General features: G+C 73.7%; 17 protein-coding genes and 1 pseudogene. 9 read left to right on the top strand and 9 right to left on the bottom strand.

Translation table 11 applies throughout. The features are described 5' to 3' along the window. Positions 1-108: 108 nt before the first annotated feature. From ACIRGB_RS33300 to sigK, 3 genes and pseudogenes are all read right to left on the bottom strand, one after another. The gene (locus ACIRGB_RS33300) at positions 109-240 is read right to left on the bottom strand and encodes a hypothetical protein (protein WP_403872774.1); all 132 of its coding nucleotides are present in this window, start codon (positions 238-240) and stop codon (positions 109-111) included. A 50-nt stretch (positions 241-290) separates the two neighbouring features. After that, positions 291-1,043, bottom strand: coding sequence for an anti-sigma factor domain-containing protein (locus ACIRGB_RS33295; RefSeq protein ID WP_403872772.1), 753 nt, complete (start codon positions 1,041-1,043; stop codon positions 291-293). Then, positions 1,043-1,565, bottom strand: a pseudogene (sigK, locus tag ACIRGB_RS33290) (ECF RNA polymerase sigma factor SigK). The gene ACIRGB_RS33295 and the pseudogene sigK overlap by 1 nt, the downstream one beginning before the upstream one ends. A 226-nt stretch (positions 1,566-1,791) precedes the next feature. Here sigK and ACIRGB_RS33285 point away from each other — a divergent pair. The 7 genes from ACIRGB_RS33285 to ACIRGB_RS33255 all read left to right on the top strand — a co-directional run bounded on the left by ACIRGB_RS33285 (position 1,792) and on the right by ACIRGB_RS33255 (position 10,328). Continuing rightward, entirely contained in the window at positions 1,792-2,310 is a 519-nt protein-coding gene (locus ACIRGB_RS33285) for a GNAT family N-acetyltransferase (protein WP_403872770.1), read from the top strand. A 129-nt stretch (positions 2,311-2,439) separates the two neighbouring features. Beyond that, a complete protein-coding gene (locus ACIRGB_RS33280; protein WP_403872768.1) occupies positions 2,440-3,552 on the top strand; it encodes a LacI family DNA-binding transcriptional regulator in 1,113 nt (370 codons plus the stop codon). A 46-nt stretch (positions 3,553-3,598) separates the two neighbouring features. Beyond that, positions 3,599-5,197, top strand: coding sequence for an FAD-dependent oxidoreductase (locus ACIRGB_RS33275; RefSeq protein WP_403872766.1), 1,599 nt, complete (start codon positions 3,599-3,601; stop codon positions 5,195-5,197). 100 nt (positions 5,198-5,297) lie between these two features. Further along, on the top strand, positions 5,298-7,427 hold the full coding sequence (locus ACIRGB_RS33270; RefSeq protein WP_403872764.1) for a hydantoinase/oxoprolinase family protein: 2,130 nt from the start codon (positions 5,298-5,300) through the stop codon (positions 7,425-7,427). Next, entirely contained in the window at positions 7,424-8,014 is a 591-nt protein-coding gene (locus ACIRGB_RS33265) for a hypothetical protein (protein ID WP_403872762.1), read from the top strand. Before ACIRGB_RS33270 ends, ACIRGB_RS33265 begins: the two co-directional genes overlap by 4 nt. A 3-nt stretch (positions 8,015-8,017) precedes the next feature. Further along, entirely contained in the window at positions 8,018-9,298 is a 1,281-nt protein-coding gene (locus ACIRGB_RS33260; protein ID WP_403872760.1) for a TRAP transporter large permease subunit, read from the top strand. Between the two features lie 25 nt (positions 9,299-9,323). Further along, a complete protein-coding gene (locus ACIRGB_RS33255) occupies positions 9,324-10,328 on the top strand; it encodes a twin-arginine translocation signal domain-containing protein (protein WP_403872758.1) in 1,005 nt (334 codons plus the stop codon). Positions 10,329-10,410: 82 nt separating this feature from the next. On the opposite strand, the gene ACIRGB_RS33250 is transcribed toward ACIRGB_RS33255, so the two are convergent. Further along, positions 10,411-11,985 (bottom strand): MDR family MFS transporter, encoded by a 1,575-nt coding sequence (locus ACIRGB_RS33250; RefSeq protein WP_403872909.1) that lies wholly within the window; start codon positions 11,983-11,985, stop codon positions 10,411-10,413. 95 nt (positions 11,986-12,080) lie between these two features. After that, entirely contained in the window at positions 12,081-12,722 is a 642-nt protein-coding gene (locus ACIRGB_RS33245) for a TetR/AcrR family transcriptional regulator (RefSeq protein WP_403872756.1), read from the bottom strand. Positions 12,723-13,084: 362 nt separating this feature from the next. Between ACIRGB_RS33245 and ACIRGB_RS33240 the strand changes: the two genes are divergently transcribed. Continuing rightward, positions 13,085-15,475 carry a phosphoketolase gene (locus ACIRGB_RS33240; protein ID WP_403872754.1) on the top strand — a complete coding sequence of 797 codons (2,391 nt, stop codon included), beginning with the start codon at positions 13,085-13,087 and terminating at the stop codon, positions 15,473-15,475. Continuing rightward, positions 15,472-17,847 carry a glycoside hydrolase family 65 protein gene (locus ACIRGB_RS33235; protein ID WP_403872752.1) on the top strand — a complete coding sequence of 792 codons (2,376 nt, stop codon included), beginning with the start codon at positions 15,472-15,474 and terminating at the stop codon, positions 17,845-17,847. The genes ACIRGB_RS33240 and ACIRGB_RS33235 overlap by 4 nt, the downstream gene beginning before the upstream one ends. A 16-nt stretch (positions 17,848-17,863) precedes the next feature. Here ACIRGB_RS33235 and ACIRGB_RS33230 read toward each other — a convergent pair whose 3' ends face one another. The 4 genes from ACIRGB_RS33230 to ACIRGB_RS33215 form a co-directional block, all read right to left on the bottom strand. Beyond that, a complete protein-coding gene (locus ACIRGB_RS33230) occupies positions 17,864-18,322 on the bottom strand; it encodes a hypothetical protein (protein ID WP_403872750.1) in 459 nt (152 codons plus the stop codon). A 199-nt stretch (positions 18,323-18,521) separates the two neighbouring features. Then, entirely contained in the window at positions 18,522-19,286 is a 765-nt protein-coding gene (locus ACIRGB_RS33225) for a sulfite exporter TauE/SafE family protein (protein ID WP_403872748.1), read from the bottom strand. Between the two features lies 1 nt (position 19,287). After that, on the bottom strand, positions 19,288-20,046 hold the full coding sequence (locus ACIRGB_RS33220) for a GntR family transcriptional regulator (RefSeq protein ID WP_403872746.1): 759 nt from the start codon (positions 20,044-20,046) through the stop codon (positions 19,288-19,290). Between the two features lie 125 nt (positions 20,047-20,171). Next, positions 20,172-21,035, bottom strand: a complete 864-nt coding sequence (locus ACIRGB_RS33215) for a DMT family transporter (RefSeq protein ID WP_403872744.1) — start codon at positions 21,033-21,035, stop codon at positions 20,172-20,174. Positions 21,036-21,059: the final 24 nt, after the last annotated feature.

Genomic DNA, 21,059 nt, shown 5'->3' with positions numbered 1-21,059 from the left:
GCTCGACAACGCCCGCTGCGGCCTACCGGAACCGGATCTCACCCGGAGATGTCGTCGTCACCCACCATGTCCGCCACTCCTCACTGCACGATCAAAGTCCGCACCAGCCTAACAGCCGGGCTGCTGCCGCACCGGTGCCGCGTGGGACGAGGCGGGCGGCACCGGCCGCCCCGTCCTGGTGCGGTGCGGGCGGGCGTGGTGGCGCGGCATGACGTGGTCGCCGTCCGCCCAGAGTGGCATGCCGCCCCCCCACGCCCTCAGGCCGGTGACATGCCGGCCCCCCGCCCCCGTCAGGCCGGCATGCCCAGCAGCGCGATCGGGTCGGAGGTCGGCTGCTTCGAACCGCCGGCCGGTTCGACCGTGATGCCCACGCCCGCCGCACCGTCGACGGCACCCTCCATCAGCACCGCCTGACGGGTGCTGCCGGGGTCCATCAGGCCGTCCGGGCGCATCGTGCCGTGGTCGTCGAACCAGAGCTGGTACACCTTGCCCCGCGGCGGTCGTGCCATGCCCGAGGCCAGGTAGACGGCCCGGTCCTGGCGTTCGGAGACGACCAGCGTCCCGCTTGCCCCGCCGGCCAGCCGTGCCGTACGGGACCGGGCGTCCGGCGCGGCCAGCACCCCGGTGAGGGTCTCGGCCCGCCGCTCGGCCCGCGCGGCCCGCTCGCCGGCGTCCTGCGCGCGCTCGTGCTGCCACACCGCAGTGCCGCCGAGGCCCGCCGCCGCGGCCAGGCAGGCGGCCAGCGCCCAGCGGACCGGGCCGCGCCCGCGGGGCACGACGCGGCGTGCCTTCTCCACGGTGCCGCCGCCCGGCGGGACCTGGCGCACGGTGGTGACGCGGTGCAGCCCCCGGTCCCTGAGCGCCGGACCGGCCGCGACCGTCGCGGCCAGCCCCAGCCGGGCCGTCGCGGCGGCGAACTCCCTGGTCTCCTGCGCACACTCGGCGCAGTCCGCCAGATGGCGTTCGAAGGCGTCCCGTTCGTCGTCGGGCAGGGCGTGCAGGGCGTGGGCGCCCGTCAGGCCGTGCAGGTCCTCGGTGCGCATCACGCACTCACCCCCAGGCAGTCACGGAGCCGGATGAGACCGTCGCGCAGCCGCGTCTTGACCGGTGCCCAGCGGCAGCGCGAGCGCCTCGGCCACCTGCCGGTAGGTCAGACCGCGGTAGTAGGCGAGGGTCACGGACTGGCGCTGGAGCTCGGTCAGGGTGCGCAGACAGCGCCGCACCTGCTCCCGCTCCAGCCGGGTCTCGACCTGCTCGGTCACCTCGTCGTACTCGGGCGTCCGGTCCAGCAGGGCGGCCTTGTGGTCGCGGGCCGCGGCGGCCTCCACCGACCGCACCCGGTCCACGGCCCGCCGGTGGGCCAGGGTCAGGACCCAGTTGATCACCGTGCCGCGCTCGGGCCGGTAGCGGTGCGCCGTGCGCCACACCTCGACCAGCACCTCCTGCGCGACCTCCTCCGACTGCGCCTGGTCGCGCAGCACCGCCCGGGCGACCCCGAGCACGGACCCCGCCACCGCGTCGTACACGGCGGCGAAGGGGCCCGCGCGGCCCGCGGATTGGTCCAGGGCCCCGGGAAGCCGTGGTGACCCCGCCCGCCGCGCACCCTGCCACGGGTACAGTGGTCGCCGTTCGCGTTCGATCGGGCTCCAGGGGAGCGGGAGGACCGGGAGGTGAGGTTGATGACCGTGCTCGACGCCGTCCTTCGCAGCGCCCGGATCTCCCTCGCGCCCCGAGCGGCGGCCTGACCCCGCATCCCACGAACGCCCACCTGAGAAGGACTCCAGTCCCGTGATGTCTTCTTCCCGTTCCTGGACCACCCGCGCCGAGACCGGCGCCGACGTCCCCGCCGTCCGCGCCATCGTCCGCGCCGCCTTCCCCACCCCCGAGGAGGCCGCCCTCGTCGACGCGCTGCGCGCCGACCCCGGGGCGTGGATCGAGGGCCTGTCCGTCGTCGCGGTGGACGACGCCGACCGCCCGGTCGGCCACGCCCTGCTGACCCGCTGCCACATCGGGGACAGCCCCGCACTGTGCCTGGCGCCCGTCGCGGTCCGGCCCGAGCACCAGAACAGCGGCGCCGGTACGGCCGCCGTCCGGGCCGCGCTCGCCGCCGCCGGGCGCCTCGGCGAGCGCCACGTCGTCGTCCTCGGGCACCCGGAGTACTACCCCCGCTTCGGCTTCACCCGGGCCTCCGCCCACGGCATCGGACTGACCATCGACGTCCCGGACGAGGCCCTGATGGCCCTCACCCTGGACGCCGGCCACCCGCTGCCCGCCGGCACCGTCCGGTACGCGGCACCGTTCGGCATCTGATCCGGCACTCGGCATTTCCTGAGCACAACCCCTTGACCCGAGGCCCGCAGTCCCTCACATTGCTTGTTAATGCGCATTAGGTAATGCGCATTAACAAGCTGTGCGGAGCGGAAGCGACGGAGAGGAGCCGTGGTGGCGAAGGAAGCCGCAGGGCGGGCGAGGCCGGGGAGGGCCCCCGCGCCGTCCGGCCGGCGGGCCCGGCCGAGGCAGGCGGAGGTGGCCAGGCTCGCCGGTGTCTCGCAGGCGACGGTGTCCCTGGTGCTGTCCGGCCGCGACATCGCGACGGGCCGGCCGATCTCGGCCGAGACCCGAGCGAAGGTCCTGGACGCCGCCCACAGCCTCGGCTACGTCCCCGACCCGGCCGCCAGCCGGCTCGCCGCCGCCCGCAACAACCTGCTCGGCGTCTTCAGCTTCACCGCGACCTTCCCGACCGACGTGCGGCACTCGTACTACCCCTTCCTCGTCGGCGTGGAGCAGGAAGCCGCCGCGCAGGGCTACGACCTGGTGCTGTTCACCGGGTCGAGCACCGGGGGAGCGGGCGCCCAGGGAGCGGGCGCGCTCAACCGCGTACGGCTGGCGGACGGGTGCCTCTTCCTGGGCCGCCACGCCCCCGCGGACGAACTGCGGCGCCTGGTCGCCGACGACTTCCCCGTCGTCCACGTCGGCCGGCGCGACGAGCCCGAGGGCCTCGCCTGGGTGGGTGCCGACTACGTCAGCGCCAGCCGCGAGGTCGTCACCGCGCTCGCCGGGCTCGGCCACCGGCGCGTCCTCCTCGTCCGCGAGGACGACGACGCCCCCGCCTCCACCGACCGTGAACGCGGCTTCCTCGACGGGCTCGCGGCGAGCGGCCTGCCCGCCGGTCCCGGCGCCGTGTTCCGCTCCGGCGACCCGCGCGGCGACCTCACCGCCGACCGGGTCCGCGCCTGGGTGGCCGACGGCGTCACCGCCTTCGTCGCCGAGGAGACCGACACCGGCGCCGCCTGGCGGGCCCTGCGCGCCGCCGTCGACGTGGCGGGCCTGGACTGCCCCGGCCAGGTGTCGCTCGCGCTGCTCGGCAGCCCGCCCGCCGACCTCGCCGACGGACCGGCGCCGATGGGCTTCGACATCCCGCGCCCCGCGCTGGGCGCCGAGGCCGTACGGCTGCTCGCCGCCCGGATCGCGGGCGGGCCCGCCGAGGGCACCCTCGTCGCCTGCGCCTTCCGGCCGGGCGCGACCGCGGGCCCGCCCCCGGCCGCCCCCTGAACCACCCCGCCCACCGCACCGACCGCACCACCTAAGGAGCAGCAGCGTGATACCGGAACCCGACATCCTCGTCGTCGGCGGCGGCCTCGGCGGCGTCGCCGCGGCCCTCGCCGCCTGCCGGGCCGGCCGCAGGGTCGTGCTGACCGAGGAGACGGACTGGATCGGCGGCCAGCTCACCAGCCAGGCCGTGCCGCCCGACGAGCACCCGTGGGTCGAACAGTTCGGCACCACCGCCGGCTACCGGCGACTGCGCGAGGGCATCCGCCAGTACTACCGCCAGTGGTACCCGCTGCGCGCCGAGGCCGCCGCCCTCACCGACCTCAACCCGGGCGCCGGCCGGGTCAGCAAGCTCTGCCACGAGCCCCGCGTCGCCCTCGCCGTCCTGGAGGGCATGCTCGCCCCACACCGGGCGGCCGGACGGCTCACCGTCCTCACCGAGCACCGGCCGGTGGCCGCCGAGACCGACAACGATGTCGTCCGTGCCGTCACGCTGGAGGACCTCCGCGACGGCACCCGCCGCACCGTCCCCGCCCGCTACGTCCTGGACGCCACCGAGACCGGCGAACTGCTCCACCTCGCGGGCGTCGAGCACGTCAACGGCGCCGAGTCCCGGGCCGAGTTCGACGAACCGCACGCCCCCGACCAGGCCCAGCCGGGCAACCAGCAGGGCATCACCGTCTGCTTCGCCCTCTCCCACCACGAGGGCGAGGACCACACCATCGACCGCCCCGCCGACTACGACTTCTGGCGCGACTACAAGCCCGACTTCTGGCCGGGACCGCTGCTCGGCTTCGAGGCCCCCGACCCGCGCACCCTGGAACCGGTGCCGCGCACCTTCGTACCCAACCCCGACCTCGATCCGCTGGCCGTCAGCGCCGACCAGAGCGCGGACGCGGGCGACAAGGAACTGTGGGGCTTCCGCCGCATCCTCGCCCGCAAGCTGCACACCGACGGCGCCTTCGACTCCGACATCACCCTCGTCAACTGGCCGCTCAACGACTACTGGCTCAAGCCCTACATCGGCCAGGAGGAAGAAGCCCTGCGCGAGGCACGGCAGTTGTCCCTGTCGGTGCTGTACTGGCTCCAGACCGAGGCACCCCGCGCCGACGGCGGCACCGGCTTCCCCGGGCTGCGCCCGCGCCCCGACGTGACCGGCACCGCCGACGGCCTCGCCAAGGCCGCCTACGTCCGCGAGTCCCGCCGGATCAAGGCCGTCACCACCGTCACCGAGCACGACGTCTCCATCGACCTGCTCGGTCCCTACGGCCGCACCCGCCACCGCGACTCGGTGGGCGTCGGCAACTACCGCATCGACCTGCACCCCTCCACCGGCGGCGACGGCTACGTCGACATCGGCTCCGTCCCCTTCGAGATCCCGCTCGGCGCGCTCGTCCCGCGCCGGGTGCGCAACCTGCTGCCGGCCGGCAAGAACCTGGGCACCACCCACATCACCAACGGCTGCTACCGCCTGCACCCGGTGGAGTGGAACGTCGGTGAGGTCGCCGGAGCCCTCGCCGCCCACTGCCTCGCCGAGGACGTCGAGCCGCACCAGGTGCAGGCCGAGGACAAGAGGTTCGAGGAGTTCGCCAGGGTGCTCGACCGCGACGGCGTACAGCGTCACTGGCCCGACGTCAGGGGCTACTGAACGACCCCGCGCGGGCCGGGAGTCGGGCGGGGCAGCACCACCTGCCCCGCCCGGTGACCGCCCGCGCGTGGACCGACCCAGCACAAGGAGGTGCCCGGACATGACCACCCACCGCATCCGCGTCGGCATCGACGTGGGCGGAACCTTCACCGACGCCGTGGCGGTCGACGCCACGACGCTCGCGCTCGTGGGCCAGGTGAAGGTCCCCACGAGCCACCATCACGAGGACGGTGTCGCGCACGGCATCGTCGAGGCACTGGACCGGCTGCTGAAGCAGACCGGACACGCGCCCGCCGACGTGGCCTTCCTGGCGCACGGCACGACCCAGGCTACCAACGCCCTGCTGGAGGGCGACGTCGCCACCGTCGGCCTGCTCGGCATCGGCACCGGCGGCGGGACGTACTTCACCCGCAGGCTCGCCACGCTCGCCAAGCTCGAACTCACCCCCGGCAAACGGCTGCCGCTGCACTACGCGCACGTGCCCAACCCCGAGGACGCCCCCGCCGTACGGGCCGCCGTCGAACAGCTCACCGCCGCCGGCGCCCAGGCCCTGGTGGCCAGCGAACCCTTCGGCGTCGACCGGCCCGAGGGCGAGGAGGCGGTCGCCGACGCGGCCCGCACCACCGGGCTGCCCACCACCGCCGCACACGAGATCACCTCCCTGTACGGGCTGCGCAAACGCACCCGCACCGCCGTCGTCAACGCGGCGATCCTGCCGCGCATGCTGGCCACCGCCGACCTCGTCGACGCCTCCATCACCAAGGCCGGGGTCACCGCGCCGCTGATGGTGATGCGCTGCGACGGGGGAGTGATGTCCCTGGACGAGATGCGCCGCAGGCCCCTGCTGACCGTGCTGTCCGGCCCGGCCGCCGGGGTCGCCGGGGCGCTCATGCAGGAACGCGTCAGCGAGGGCGTCTTCCTGGAGACCGGCGGCACCTCCACCGACATCAGCGTCGTCAAGCGCGGCAAGGTCGCGGTCCGGCACGCCGTGCTGCTCGGCCGGACCTCCTACCTCAACGCCCTGGACGTCCGCACCGTCGGCGTCGGCGGCGGCTCCATGGTGCGCGTCTCGGGCGGCCGGGTCACCGGCACAGGGCCGCGCAGCGCGCACATCGCCGGGCTGCCGTACGCCTGTTACGCCGACCCGGCCGACCTGCGGGACGCGACGCTGACCACGATCAGCCCGCTGCCCGGCGACCCCGCCGACTACGTGGTCCTGGACGCGGCGGGCGGCCGGTTCGCCCTCACCATGACCTGCGCCGCCAACGCGCTGGGCCGGGTCCCCGAGGGCGACTTCGCCCACGCCGACCCCGGCACCGCCCGCGCCGCGCTGGTCCCGCTCGCCGCCGCCCTCGGCACCGACGTGGACACCGCCGCCGCCCGGCTCCTGGACGCCGGCACCGACCAGGTGCAGTCCGTCGTGGACGACCTGGTGCGCGAGTACCGCCTCGACACCGACACCGCCGTCCTGGTCGGCGGGGGCGGCGGCGCCGCCTCGGTCACCCCGCACCTGGCCGCCCGCTCCGGCATGACCGGCCGCATCGCGCAGCACAGCGAGGTCATCAGCCCCATCGGCGTCGCCCTCGCCCTGGTGCGCGAGCAGGTCGAGCGGATCGTGCCGGGCGCCACCCAGGAGCAGATCCTCGCCGTGCGCGCCGAGGCCGAGCGCGCCGTGGTCGCCCAGGGCGCCGCCGCCGACGGTGTCGAGGTCGAGGTCACCGTCGACCCGCAGACCAACGTCGTACGCGCCATCGCCACCGGCGCCACCGAACTGCGCACCCAGGACCGGGCGCACCGCGCCGACGACACCGAGCGCCTGCGGCTGGCCGCCGCCAGTCTCAAGACCGACCCGGCCCACGTGCACGTACTGGCGGGCACCCCCGCCCACACCGTGTACGGCACCGAGGTCCGCCGCCGCTTGAGGCCCGTCCGCCACCCGGTCCGGGTCGTCGACGCCGACGGGGTCGTCCGCCACCACGCGCCCGACGCCCGGGTCGAGGCGACCACCGTCGCCGCCGCCCCCGAGGTGCTCGCCAAGCTGGTCGCCGAGCACACCTCCTACGGCGACGGAGGCGTCCGCGCCCCCGCCGTACGGCTGCTGCTCGGCTCCCGCATCGCCGACCTCTCCGGCGTCCTGGACCCGCAGCCGCTGCTCGCCCTCGCCCGCGGCGAATTGCGCTCCCGCGCCGCCGACGAACCGGTGGTCGCCGTACTGGAGGTGCGCGCATGACCGTCGAGAACGCTCCCGTCCGGGCGGACCTGGCCGCCACCGACGACATCGGGTGGGCGGTGCGGCTGCTGGCCGCCACCCCGACCCACGAGCACCGCGATCCGGAGCTGCTGCGCCGGTGGGCGCGGGCGGCCGACGCGTTCGGCTCCGCCCTCGCGCCCGTGGCGTGCGAGGCCCGGATCGTCGAGCGCGACGGCGGACTGGAACGCGGGCTGCTCGCCCGGTACACCTCCAGACCGCCCACCGTCGAGCTGTACACCGACACGGTCGAACTCGCCGAACGGGTCGTCGACGCCCGCGGCTGGCGCGACTGGTACCCGCCCGGCTCGGTACGGGCGGCCGCCCTCGCCCACGAGGCGGTGCACGCCCACCTCCACCACGGTCCCGCGAAGGCCGCCCTGAAGCGCGCCCTGGGCCACCACGCCCTGCGCCTGGGCCGGTTGCGCGTCCCCGGTCATGTCGCCGGGGCCGAGGAGGTGGCCGCGCACGCCTACGCCCGCACCGTCTGCGGACTCGGCCGCAGCCCTCTGCTGCTGACCGCCGCCCTGGCCGCCGAGACCGAGACCGAGCACAGAAGAGAGAACTGACCCATGGGTGTCGTCATCCTCCTCGTCATGGCGGCCGGCGTCGCCGCGATGCTCACCCGCAAGCTGCCCACCGCCTTCGCGCTGGTGCTGCTGGCCGTGGTCATCGCCTTCCTCTCCGGCGCGCCCCTGACCGGCAAGAACAGCGTCCTGGACACGGTGCTCCAGGAGGGCGCCCCGGCGCTCGCGGCGACGATGGTCGCCATCATCCTCGGCTCCTGGCTCGGCAAGCTGCTCGACGAGACCGGCATCGCCGGGACCCTCGTCCGCAAGATCGTGGAGTTCGGCGGCGACCGGCCCACCGTCGTCGCCCTCGGCGTCCTCGCCGTCTCGGCGCTCGTCGGCACCGTCACCGGCTCGGCACCGGCCGCGATGCTGGCCGGCATCATCGGCATCCCCGCCATGGTGGCCGTCGGCGTGCCCAAGGTGACCGCCGCGGGCACGGTGCTGATGGGCATCGCGGTCGGGGTTCCCTTCGAACTGCCGGTCTGGCAGTTCTTCTCCACCGCGCTCGACCTGCCCGTCGACACCGTCCGCGGCTTCATGGTGAAGTTGTTCCCGTTCGCCCTGGTCGCCGCCGTCGGCTACGTCGTCATCGAGAACCGGCGGCGCGGCACCGAGCACGCCTGGTCCCTCAAGGCGGTGTCCGCGCGCCCGGCCTCGCGCCGCGCACGCCTCGGCGACGCGCCCTGGTACGCGCTGCTCGCCCCCGTGGTCCCGCTCGTCCTGGCCCTCGGCCTGGACGTGGCCATCATCCCCTCGATGCTCGCCGGTGTGCTCTATGCCCTGGTCACCACCACCCGGCCCGGCGAGATGAACAAGCGGCTGCTGCGCACCCTGTACGGCGGCTTCGAGGTGGCCGCGCCGCCGCTCGCCCTGTTCGTGGCGATCGGCATCCTGCTCGCGGCCGTCAAACTCCCCGGCGCGGTGGACGCGCTGGAGCCGCTGATGAAGGCAGTCAGCCCGCAGAATCCGGTGCTGTTCGTCATCGTCTTCACCGTGCTGGTGCCGCTGTGCCTGTACCGCGGCCCGCTCAACGTGTTCGGGCTCGGCGCGGGCATCGCGGGCGTCCTCATCGCCACCGGCATCTACCCGGCCGTCGCCGTCCTCGGCATGGCCACCTCGTACAACCAGGTCTTCGGCGTCGCCGACCCGACCAGCACCCAGACCGTGTGGGCCGCGCAGTACGCGGGCGTCAGTCCGCAGCAGGTCATGCTCCGCACCCTGCCCTACGTGTGGCTGGTCGCCCTCGGCGGCATGTGCGTCACCGCAGCCCTGTACCTGTGACCTCCCCCCTCTCCCAGGAGTCGACATGCACGAGCCGCACCTCGACCGCCGTCTGTTCCTGAAGGGCACCGCCGTCACCGGCGCCGCCCTCGCCCTGGGCGCCACCACCGCGCCCACCGCCTCCGCCGCACCCGGCGGCTTCCCCGACTACACCTACGTCCGCACTCTGCTGACGCCGTCCAAGCTGGCCTACAACCCCACCGGCGAGATCATCTTCCCGACCGTCCGGGGCGTCTACGACCGGCTGCCCGCCAGTGGCCGGCTCGGCCGCTACTACCTGTACTACGCCCCGCACGACGCCCCCGGCGGCATCTGCCTGGCCTACGGCGACTCGCTGGAGGGCCCGTTCACGGAGTACCCGGACAACCCGATCGTCTCCCACGCGTGGTCGCCGCACTACTCCGTCAGCCACGTCTCCTCGCCGCACGTCATGTGGCACGCCGGGAACAAGGAGATGTGGCTGTACTTCCACGGCGAGAACACCACCACCAGGCTCGCCCGCTCCACCGACGGCATCCACTTCACCTACGACAAGGTCGTGCTGAACACCTCGATGCTGCCGTCCGGCACCACCGAGACCTCCTACGCGCGGGTCTTCCCGCACGAACTGCCCTCGCGCGGCGCGCACTACGTCATGGTCTTCATGATCAACAACACGTCCAACCACCGTGACATCGGCTGGGGCTGGTCCGCAGACGGGCGCACCTGGACCTTCGCCCAGGAGCCCCTGGTGCGCCACGGCGACGTCGGCGCCGTCAACGTGGGCGGCCCGCACCTGCTGCACCGCAACGACAGCACGTACGTCGTCTACAACAAGGACAAGGAGAGCGGCGGCGACCTGATGATCACCGAGGTCGGCAACGACTTCTCGCTCCGCAGGCACCTCGGCGTCTTCTACGACTCCCGCGGCTCCGCGCCGGAGAACGGCCGCGCGGCCGCCCCGTCCTTCGGCACCGACCGCGGCGTCCCGTACATGATCTACGAGGCGGGGGAGCGGCTGGCGGGTTCGATCGCGATGGCCCGCGGCTGATCCCCGGTCCGCCACCGCACACGGCGGCGGGGCCGCGCGTCCGGATCGGACGGGCGGCCCCGCCGTCTTCTCGCCGGGTGGCTCAGGCGACGGGCGCCGGGTCCTTGGCGGCCGGCGCGGCACCGCCCTCGCCGGCCTCCTCGGCCAGGCGCTCCATGCCGCTGGTGGTCTTCAGCGGCTTCTCCTTGATGAACACGACGGCGACCAGCGCGAGCACCGCGAACGGCGCGGCGATCAGGAACAGGTCGGCCGTGGCGACGGCGTAGGCGTGCTCGACGACCGTCCGCATCGGGGCGGGCAGCGCGGACATGTCCGGGACGCCGCCCTCGCCCGAGCCGCCGCCACCGCCGGGGACGGTGACGCCCGCGGCGCTGAGCCCCTTGGCCGTCTCGTCGGCGACCCGGTTGGCGAGGATCGCGCCCAGGACGCTGACGCCGATGGTGCCGCCCATGCTGCGGAAGAACGACAGCACGGAGGTCGCGGCGCCCAGGTCGGTGGCGGGCACGTCGTTCTGGGCGGCCAGCACCAGGTTCTGCATCAGCATGCCGACGCCGACACCCAGGATCGCCATGTAGAGGCTGAGCAGGCCGAAGCTGGTCTTCGCGTCGATCGTGGCCAGCAGCGCGAGACCGACGGACATGATCACCGCGCCCGCCACCAGGTACCGCTTCCACTTGCCGGTCCGGCTGATCACCTGTCCGGCGACGGTGGACGACATTAGCAGGCCGAGGATCATCGGCAGGCTCATCAGACCCGCGACGGTCGGCGACTTGCCCAGCGAGATCTGGAAGTACTGCGAGAGGAAGACCGTCCCGCCGAACATGGCGACACCGACCAGGAGACTGGCGACGGTGGTCAGGGTGACGGTGCGGTTCTTGAAGATGCCGAGCGGGATGACCGGCTCGGCGGTGCGTGACTCGACGACCACCGCCGCGACCAGCAGCAGGACGCCGCCGCCGGTGAGGACCCCGGTCTGCCAGGACGCCCAGGCGAAATCGTTGCCGGCCAGCGACACCCAGATCAGCAGCGCGCAGACACCGGCGACGATCAGGAACGCGCCGAGCCAGTCGATGCGCACCTCGCGCTTGACGGTGGGCAGGCGCAGGGTGCGTTGCAGCAGGGCGATGGCGAGCAGGGCGAACGGCACGCCGATGAAGAAGCACCAGCGCCAGCCCAGCCACGAGGTGTCCACCAGGACACCGCCGACCAGCGGACCGGCCACCGTGCCCACGGCGAAGACGGCACCGAAGATGCCGGCGTACTTGCCCAGCTGGCGGGGCGGGATGACGGAGGCCATCACGACCTGCGCGAGCGCGGTCAGACCGCCCGCGCCGATGCCCTGCACCACCCGGCTGAAGATCAGCAGGCCGACGCCGTGCGAGAAGCCGGCCAGCAGCGAGCCGGCCACGAACATGCTCAGCGACAGCTGGAGCAGCAGCTTCTTGTTGAAGAGGTCGGACAGCTTGCCCCACAGGGGCACCGTCGCGGTCATCGCCAGCAGTTCGGAGGTGACGACCCAGGTGTACGACGACTGGCTGGCGCCCAGGTCGGCGATGATCGTGGGCAGCGCGTTGGCCACGACCGTACCGGCCAGGATCGCGACGAACATGCCGGCCATCAGGCCCGACATGGCCTGGAGTATCTGCCGGTGGGTCATCGAGGTGGGAGGCGCGTCGGCGGGCGCCTGGGTAGCGGTCACGGCATCTCTTTCGTGTGAGGGGTCCGGGTGGGGTCGCGAGTTTGGCGCGGAGGCTACGCGGGGGGCGCCGGGAGACCGGCGGCGAGGAGGGTGAACACCTCGTGGAAGACGTCGAGGAAGGCGGCTTCCTCCTGGTGGGCGGACCAGTGGTCCATGCTGGTGCGCACCGCGGCGCCCGCCACCGCGGCCAGCAGCCGCGGGTAGAGCCCGGGCCCGTCCCCGTGGGTGTCGCCGTCCCCGCGCAGGCGCAGGGCGATGGCGTCGGCCAGGTCCGCCTCGGCCTCCATGTGGGCCCCGACGCCGCGCGCCAGGAGGTGCGGCGAGGCGTGCAGGACCTTGGCGTGCAGCCGCCACAGTTCGTGCTGCTGCTCCGCCTCGGCCAGTTCCGCCGCCATGGCCTCGCGCAGGGCCGCCAGCGGGGAGAGTTCGGCCGGTGCTTCCAGCACGGCGCGCCGCATGCGTGCGCCCGCGTCCGCGTCGACCACCACGAAGGCGTCGTCGCGGCTCTCGAAGTAGTTGAAGAAGGTACGCACGGACACCCCGGCCGCGGCGCTGATCGCCTCGACGGTGACCTTGTCCGCCCCGTGTTCGGCGGCGAGCCGTACCGCGGCCTCGGCCAGGGCAGCACGCGTGGCCCGCTTCTTCCGCTCCCGCAGACCGCCCCCCGCGGCACTCTTCTCCGACATAAGTTGCATGGTATGCAAAGATGCACGGCATGCAAAATTGTCCCGGCGTTCTGCGTCACGGGTGACGGCGGCCCGTCGAGGCGGGTCGCCGCCTGGTTCGGACAACTCCTGTGTGAAACGCGGAAGTTGGGGTATCCGCTGCACCAGCACGGTCGGCACCGGGGTCGGCGCCGGTGACGGCCGTGCTGTTTCCCGTCACGCACCGCCGCCCGCCCCCCCCCGCGGCACCGGTGCTCCGTGACCCGTTCGGAACGCCACGTGACCCGAACGGCCCTCTCGGGTACCCGCCCGGTCGGCGCAGGGTTGGGATGTGCACGGGCACCCCGTGCCCGCGCGCCCCGACCGGCTGTCCCGACACGGAAGGACCACCGATGTCCGTCGACACGCAGCAGGCGCCCCCCGAGCCCACCGACGAGGAGCTCGCCGGCCTGGACGCCCACTGGCGCGCCGCGAACTACCTCGCCGTCGGCCAGATCTACCTGATGGCCAACCCCCTGCTGGCCGAACCCCTGCGCCCCGAGCACGTCAAGCCGCGCCTGCTCGGCCACTGGGGCACCTCACCCGGCCTCAACCTGGTCCACACCCACCTCAACCGGGTCATCAAGGCCCGTGACCTCGACGCCCTGTGCGTCTGGGGGCCCGGCCACGGCGGACCCGCCGTGCTGGCCAACGCCTGGCTGGAGGGCTCGTACACCGAGACCTACCCGGACGTCACCCGGGACGCGGCCGGCATGACCCGGCTGTTCCGGCAGTTCTCCTTCCCCGGCGGCGTACCGAGCCATGTCGCGCCCGAGACGCCGGGCTCGATCCACGAGGGCGGCGAACTGGGCTACGCGCTCTCGCACGCCTACGGCGCCGCCTTCGACCACCCGGACCTGGTGGTCGCCTGCGTGATCGGCGACGGCGAGGCGGAGACCGGCCCGCTGGCGACGTCCTGGCACTCCAACAAGTTCCTCGACCCGGTGCACGACGGCGCCGTCCTGCCGATCCTGCACCTCAACGGCTACAAGATCGCCAACCCGACGGTGCTCGCCCGCCTCCCGGAGGGCGAGCTGGACGAGCTCCTGCGCGGCTACGGCCACGACCCGGTCCACGTCACCGGCGACGACCCGGCCGCCGTCCACCGCGCGACGGCCCGCGCCATGGACACCGCCCTGGACCGCATCGCCGCGATCCAGCGCGCCGCCCGCGAGGAGGGCGCCACCGGCCGCCCCCGCTGGCCGATGATCGTCCTGCGCACCCCCAAGGGCTGGACCGGCCCCGCCGAGGTCGACGGACTGCCCGTGGAGAACACCTGGCGCGCCCACCAAGTGCCCCTGTCCGCCGTACGCACCAACCCCGAGCACCTCGCGCAGCTGGAGCAGTGGCTGCGCTCCTACCGCCCCGAGGAGCTGTTCGACGACGCCGGCGCCCCGCGGCCCGCCGTCCTCGCCGCCGTCCCCGAGGGGCCGCGCCGCCTGGGCGCCACCCCGTACGCCAACGGCGGCCTCCTGCTGCGCGAGCTGCCCGTGCCCGCGCTGGAGAAGTACGCCGTACCCGTCGACAAACCCGGCGCGAGCACGCACGAGCCCACCCGGGTCCTCGGCGACCTGCTCCGGGACGTCATGGACGCCACCACCGACCGGCGCGACTTCCGGCTCGTCGGCCCCGACGAGACCGCCTCCAACCGCCTCCAGGCCGTCTACGCCGCCAGCGGCAAGGCCTGGCAGGAGCGGACGCTGCCCGTCGACGAGGACCTGGACCGGCACGGGCGCGTGATGGAGATCCTGTCCGAACACACCTGCCAGGGCTGGCTGGAGGGCTACCTCCTCACCGGCCGGCACGGACTGTTCTCCTGCTACGAAGCCTTCGTCCACATCGTCGACTCGATGGTCAACCAGCACGTCAAATGGCTGCGCGTCACCCGCCGCCTGCCCTGGCGCGCGCCCATCGCCTCCCTCAACTACCTGCTCACCTCCCACGTGTGGCGCCAGGACCACAACGGCTTCTCGCACCAGGACCCCGGATTCGTCGACCACATCCTCAACAAGAGCCCCGAGGCGGTCCGCGTCTACCTGCCGCCGGACGCCAACACCCTGCTCTCCGTCGCCGACCACGCCCTGCGCAGCCGCGACTACGTCAACGTGATCGTCGCCGGCAAACAGCCCTGCTTCGATTGGCTGACCCTGGAACAGGCGAAGGCGCACTGCGCGCGCGGCGCCGGCATCTGGGACTGGGCCGGCACGGAGGACGGCAGCCGCGAGCCCGACGTGGTGCTCGCCTGCGCGGGCGACGTCCCGACCCAGGAGGTGCTGGCCGCCGCCCAGCTCGTCCGCCGCCACCTGCCCGACCTCGCCGTACGCGTGGTGAACGTGGTGGACATCGCCCGCCTGCTGCCCAGCGGGGAACACCCGCACGGCATGAGCGACTTCGAGTACGACGGACTGTTCACCGCCGACAAACCGGTGATCTTCGCCTACCACGGCTACCCCTGGCTGATCCACCGGCTCGCCTACCGGCGCACCGGCCACGCCCACCTGCACGTGCGCGGCTACAAGGAGATCGGGACCACCACCACACCGTTCGACATGGTGGTCGGCAACGACCTGGACCGCTACCGCCTCGTCATGGACGTCATCGACCGCGTGCCCGGCCTCGCCGTGCGCGCCGCCGCCGTACGGCAGCGGATGGAGGACGCCCGGCTGCGGCACCACGAATGGATCCGCGAACACGGTGTGGACCTGCCCGAGGTCGCCGACTGGACCTGGGACGGCTCGCGGTGACCGCGACCCCCTCGACCTGGGACTACGACCACTACGACCCCGCGGAGGAACGGCTGCGCGAGTCCCTGTGCACCCTCGGCAACGGCTACTTCGCCACCCGCGGCGCCCTGCCCGAGTGCGCCGCCGACGACGTGCACTACCCGGGCACCTACGTGGCCGGCTGCTACAACCGGCTCACCTCCACCGTCGCGGGGCGCGAGGTCGAGAACGAGGACATGGTCAACCTCCCCAACTGGCTGCCGCTGCGCTTCAGGACCGCCGGCGGGGACTGGCTGACGCCCGACACCGCCGAGGTGCTCGACCACCGTCAGACCGTGCACCTCGACTCGGGCGTCCTGGAACGCCTCACCCGCTTCGGGCTCGACGGGGACCGCCTGCTGTCCGTGCGCCAACTGCGCCTGGTGCACATGGCCGATCCCCATCTCGCCGCCCTGCGCACCGAGTTCACCGTCGAGGGTGGCCCGGCCGACCTGGAGGTGGAGGCGGCCCTCGACGGCGGCGTCACCAACTCCGGCGTGCCGCGCTACCGGGACCTCGACGGCCACCACCTCACCCACGTGCACACCGACAGCGCCGACGACGACACGGTGTGGCTGCGCTGCCGGACCCGCACCTCGGACATCCGGATCGGCATGGCCGCCCGCACCACCGCGGACGCGCCGGTCACCGCGGCCCGTGAGCACCTGTGCGTCACCCAGCGCGCCGCCCTGCGCGCCGAACCGGGCCGCACCGTCACCGTCGACAAGGTGGTGGCCCTGCACACCTCACGCGACCCGGCGATCAGCGACCCGCTCCAGGCCGCCGTCGACCGGGTGGCCGAGGCCCCCGGCTTCGACGACCTGCTGGTCAGCCACCGCACCGCTTGGGGCCAGCTGTGGCGCCGCGCCGAACTGGACGTCCCCGGCGAGGCGGGCAGCATCCTGCGCCTGCACCTCTTCCATGTGTTGCAGACCCTCTCCCCGCACACCGCCGACCTCGACGTGGGCGTGCCCGCGCGCGGACTGCACGGGGAGGCCTACCGCGGCCACGTCTTCTGGGACGAGCTGTTCGTCCTGCCCTACCTGAACCTGCACTTCCCGGAGGTCTCCCGGGCCCTGCTGCACTACCGGCACCGCCGCCTGGAGAAGGCCCGCTCCGCGGCCCGCGCCCTCGGCAGGCGCGGCGCGCTCTACCCCTGGCAGAGCGGCAGCGACGGCCGCGAGGAGACCCAGCGGCTGCACCTCAACCCGCGCTCGGGCCGCTGGCTCCCCGACCACTCCCACCTCCAGCACCACGTGGGGTCGGCCATCGCGTACAACGTGTGGCAGTACTGCGAGGCGAGCGGCGACGCCGAGTTCCTGCACACCAAGGGCGCCGAGACACTGCTCCAGATCGCGCGCTTCTGGGCCGACTCCGCCACCTGGGACGAGCGGCTCGGGCGGCACCGCATCCGGGGCGTCGTCGGCCCCGACGAGTACCACGAGGCCTACCCCGGCGCCGACCGGCCCGGCCTGGACGACAACGCCTACACCAACGTCACCGCCGCCTGGGTACTGTCCCGCACCCTCGACGTCCTCGCCGACCTGCCTGAACCCCGCCGCCGCGAACTCGTCGAACGCACCTTGCTGGACGACGCGGAACTGGAGCAGTGGGACAGCGTCTCCCGCACCCTCCACGTCCCCTTCCACGAGGGCGTCGTCAGCCAGTTCGAGGGATACGGCGACCTCGCCGAACTCGACTGGGCGGGCTACCGCGAGCGGTACGGCGACATCCGGCGCCTCGACCGTCTCCTGGAGGCCGAGAACGACAGCGTCAACAACTACCAGGCGTCCAAGCAGGCCGACGTCCTCATGCTGGGCTACCTGTTCTCCCCGGCCGAACTCCGCTCACTGTTCCGGCGGTTGGGCTACAGCCTCGACGAGCGGACCTGGCAGCGCACCGTCGACCACTACCTGGCCCGCACCAGCCACGGCTCCACCCTCAGCGGACTCGTCCACGGCTGGATCCTGGCCCGCGCCCGCCGCGCCGACGCCTGGACGTACGTCCAGGAGGCACTCAAGGGCGACGTCGCCGACCTCCAGGGCGGCACCACCGGCGAGGGCATCCACCTGGGCGCCATGGCGGGCACCCTCGACCTCGTCCAGCGCGGCCTGACCGGCCTGGAGACCCGCGCGGGCGCCCTGTGGCTGGACCCGGTGCCGCTGCCGGAGCTGTCGTCGTACGGCTTCTCGGTGCGCTACCAGGGCCACTGGGGCGTGCGGTGCCGGCTGGAGCACGGCCGGCTGGAGATCGCCGTGCCCGCGGCCGGACCGCTGCCGATCGACGTCCGGCTGCCGGACCGCGAGGTGCGCCTCCAGCCGGGCGACACCTGCCGGCTGGTGCTGCCGGACTGACCGGCGGGCCGCTCGGTCAGCCGGGCAAGGGGTAGGTCACCGTGCGCGGGGACCCGTCCGGCCTGCCGTCGGTGTAGGTGAGGGTGATCCGGGTGAAGTGCGGCTGGCCCGTGCCCTGCTCCCCGCCCGTCGGCATGTCGAGCCGCACGGTCACCGGGTAGGAGTGGAAGGCGCCCGCGGCGCAGTAGGGGTCGCAGTCGTTGACGGCGTTGGTGCCCCGGCCCACGGCGGCCTGCGGGTCCCACCGGAACCAGCGCAGGGAGACCAGGCGGCTGTTGCCGTCCCCGCAGGCGAGCACGTACGCCTCGGGTCCGATCTGCGGCTGCCCGGAGCAGTCGACCAGCACCGGATCCTGCGTCTGCTGGGTCCGCGCCGCGGGCTGTGCCGACGGTGCGGCGGATGCCGTGCCCAGCGGTACTGCGAGCGCGGCGGCGGCACAGAGTGTGACCGCTGCCCTCATCGGGTTCCTGCCCATGTCTGCTCCCGCCGTCTCGGGGTCGCTTGCCTCCGCTTTCTTCGTTCTCCGTTCCGACCGTACGACCGTGTCCCAGAACGCACCACTCGTACGGAGCAGCGGCATGCCGTCAAGGACGACCGTCCCGCGGAACCGGGCCGGGGGTGCGGTGGCGGGCACCGCATGACGTGTCCGCCGGTGCGTGACCTGGGCATCCCGGTCAGCCGTGCAGGGCGAGGTACGGGGCGAGCGCGAACAGCGTCGCGATCAGGGCGTACTTCAGGTGGCGGGTGGGCAGCGCGTGGGCGATCCGCCAGCCCAGCAGCACCCCCGCCAGCTCGGGCACACCGACCAGCACCGCCAGCGGCCAGTCGACCGCGCCCTGGGCCAGGTACCCCACCGTCCCCACCCCGGCGATGACGACGGACTGCGCCTGGGCCGCGGCGAGGGACTCCAGCACGGGCACGCCCAGGGCCACCAGCAGGGGCACGGTCAGCATCGGTCCGCCGATGCCGACGACCCCGGCCGCCACGGCCACCGCGCAGCCCAGGCCCGCCACCACCGCCGTGGACGGGTGCGCCCGCGCGGCGGCCGGACGGCGACGCTCGCGGAACCACACCAGGCCCGCCACACCGGCCACGAACACACCGAGCACCAGCCCGAACATCCGCTTGGACACATACGAGTTGACGAGGACCCCGAGCGGGGTGCCGGCGACCGCGCTCACCGCCAGGACCAGCGCCGTGCGCCGGGTCCCCGGCTCGCGCAGCTGCCCGGAGCGGGTGTAGGCGGCGGTCGCCAGGACCCCGGTGGCGACATGGGTGACGATCGCCGTCCCGGCCACCTCCGCCGGCGTCAGGCCGGTGAGCGCGAACAGACCGATGGTGGGCAGCACCCCGCCCGGCCCGACGGCGGTGATGCCCACCCCGCCGGCCAGACCCAGCAGCCCCAGCGCCACCAGCACGGGCACACTCGCACCGGTCATCTCAGGTCTCCTCCGACGCGGTCCCGGGCCCGCCACGGTGAAGTGTGGCGCGCAGGGTCATCCGGTCCGCGCGGACCCGGATCGACTCCGCGTCCACCGGCCGGCCGTCCGCCAACCGGGTCAGCCGCTCCAGGGCGAACACCGCCGCTCCCGGCTCGATCCCCAGCAGCCGTGCCGTGCCCGGGTCCGCGTTGACCGCGTGCACGGCCACCTCGGCCTGCCCCAGCCGGACACCGGCGGCCTCCTCGACCAGGTCGAACACATCACGGTCCCGCAGGTCGCCGGCGAGCACGGCACGGCCGACGTCGGCGGTCAGGTAACTGGTGTCCAGCGACAACGGCAGCCCGTCCAGCCACCGCAGCCGCTCCACGTGCACACCGCCCGCCCCGGCCGGCACCTCCAGACGGGCGGCGATCGCGGCGGGCAGCACCGGCACCTCCGCGGCGACCCGCACCTCGTTGGTGACGGTGCCGCGCCCGGTCAGCTCCTCGGCCAGCCCGGTCAGCCGGTCGAGGCCGTGCCCGTACTTCGGCAGCAGCACCGTCGTGCCGATCCCGCGCCGCCGGGTGATCAGACCCTCCTCGCGCAGCAGGGCCAGGGCGTCCCGCACGGCGTTGCGCGAGGCACCGAACCGGCGGCCCAGCTCCCGCTCGTCGGGCAGTGTGCCGCCCGCGAAGGCACCGTCCGTGATCTGTTGCCGCAGTACGTCGGCCAGCTGCCGGGCCCGCTCGGCGCGCGGCCGTCCCCCGTGGTGGTCCATGCCGCTCACGGTAACCCGGACCATGTTTCGCCGACGTTACGCCACCCCTGCTGACCTGCGAAAACGTCTGACCTGCGGGTTCGCGGGGGAGTGCGGCGCGCTTCGCCACCCGGCCCGCGGGACGCTCACCGCGCGGTGCGCAGATCCACGCCGCGCCGGGCCAGGTACAGCACGCCCACGACGATGAGCGCGACGCCGAGCAACTGCGGCACGACCCACCAGTCGCCCCGTACGTCCTCCCGGTACAGGACCACGCCGAGCAGCAGGCTCACCGTCGCGTCGCCGAGCGTGAGGGCGGGCTGGGAGGCGACGAGCGGACCGCCCTGCATGGCGTGCTCCAGCAGGAGCACGGCACACACCCCGGCCGCCGCGAAGCCGTAGGTCTGCCAGGCGGTGAAGAAGCCGGTCAGGCCGTCGGCGTCCAGGACGCGCATGGAGTCCTTCATCAGCCCGGCCGTCAGCGCGTAGCACACCGCCGTGGCCGCGCCGAGGCAACCGGCACGGGCCTTGCCGACGGGGCGCCTCAGACCGGCGCCGGCCAGCAGTACGGCCAGCCCGGCACAGGCCGCCAGCGCCGGCACCCAGCGGTCCAGGGGCACGTCGGTCTCGCCGCCGTCCGGCGCGGCCGAGGCCAGCGCGACACCGAGCCCCACGACCACCCCGCCGACGGCGAGCCACATGACCTCCGGCAGCCGGTTGCCGGTCAGCAGCGAGGCCAGCAGCAGGGCCAGCGGAAGCTCCAGCACGAACAGGGGCTGTACGAGTGACAGCGGCCCCGTCGCCAGGGCGACCGCCTGACCCACACCGGCCACCACGACGGCCAGCATGCCGCCGAGCCAGACGGGGCGCCGCAGCAGGTCGAGGACGAGTCCGGGGCGGAACCCCTGGGACTGCGGCACGCTCAGCGCGGCGCGCCGCTGGAGCACGGTGGCCAGCGCGTTGCTGAAGGCGGCGAGGAGTGCGAAGAGCACCGGCAGGACAACACCCATCCACCGATACTCACCCCGATCTCC

The organism is Streptomyces sp. NPDC102490, from assembly GCF_044765285.1.
Classification (GTDB): Bacteria; Actinomycetota; Actinomycetes; order Streptomycetales; family Streptomycetaceae; genus Streptomyces.
Note: the sequence above shows the minus strand (reverse complement) of the source record. Positions and strands in the feature narration are given on the sequence as shown.

Excerpts from the sequence above, each read along its gene's own strand:
- ACIRGB_RS33215 (WP_403872744.1), bottom strand. The coding sequence starts at position 21,035 with ATGGGTGTTGTCCTGCCGGTGCTCTTCGCACTCCTCGCCGCCTTCAGC.
- ACIRGB_RS33230 (WP_403872750.1), bottom strand. The coding sequence starts at position 18,322 with ATGGGCAGGAACCCGATGAGGGCAGCGGTCACACTCTGTGCCGCCGCC.
- ACIRGB_RS33225 (WP_403872748.1), bottom strand. The coding sequence starts at position 19,286 with ATGACCGGTGCGAGTGTGCCCGTGCTGGTGGCGCTGGGGCTGCTGGGT.
- ACIRGB_RS33245 (WP_403872756.1), bottom strand. The coding sequence starts at position 12,722 with ATGCAACTTATGTCGGAGAAGAGTGCCGCGGGGGGCGGTCTGCGGGAG.
- ACIRGB_RS33260 (WP_403872760.1), top strand. The coding sequence starts at position 8,018 with ATGGGTGTCGTCATCCTCCTCGTCATGGCGGCCGGCGTCGCCGCGATG.
- ACIRGB_RS33250 (WP_403872909.1), bottom strand. The coding sequence starts at position 11,985 with ATGACCCACCGGCAGATACTCCAGGCCATGTCGGGCCTGATGGCCGGC.
- ACIRGB_RS33295 (WP_403872772.1), bottom strand. The coding sequence starts at position 1,043 with ATGCGCACCGAGGACCTGCACGGCCTGACGGGCGCCCACGCCCTGCAC.
- ACIRGB_RS33285 (WP_403872770.1), top strand. The coding sequence starts at position 1,792 with ATGTCTTCTTCCCGTTCCTGGACCACCCGCGCCGAGACCGGCGCCGAC.
- ACIRGB_RS33270 (WP_403872764.1), top strand. The coding sequence starts at position 5,298 with ATGACCACCCACCGCATCCGCGTCGGCATCGACGTGGGCGGAACCTTC.
- ACIRGB_RS33265 (WP_403872762.1), top strand. The coding sequence starts at position 7,424 with ATGACCGTCGAGAACGCTCCCGTCCGGGCGGACCTGGCCGCCACCGAC.
- ACIRGB_RS33300 (WP_403872774.1), bottom strand. The coding sequence starts at position 240 with ATGCCACTCTGGGCGGACGGCGACCACGTCATGCCGCGCCACCACGCC.
- ACIRGB_RS33220 (WP_403872746.1), bottom strand. The coding sequence starts at position 20,046 with ATGGACCACCACGGGGGACGGCCGCGCGCCGAGCGGGCCCGGCAGCTG.
- ACIRGB_RS33240 (WP_403872754.1), top strand. The coding sequence starts at position 13,085 with ATGTCCGTCGACACGCAGCAGGCGCCCCCCGAGCCCACCGACGAGGAG.
- ACIRGB_RS33255 (WP_403872758.1), top strand. The coding sequence starts at position 9,324 with ATGCACGAGCCGCACCTCGACCGCCGTCTGTTCCTGAAGGGCACCGCC.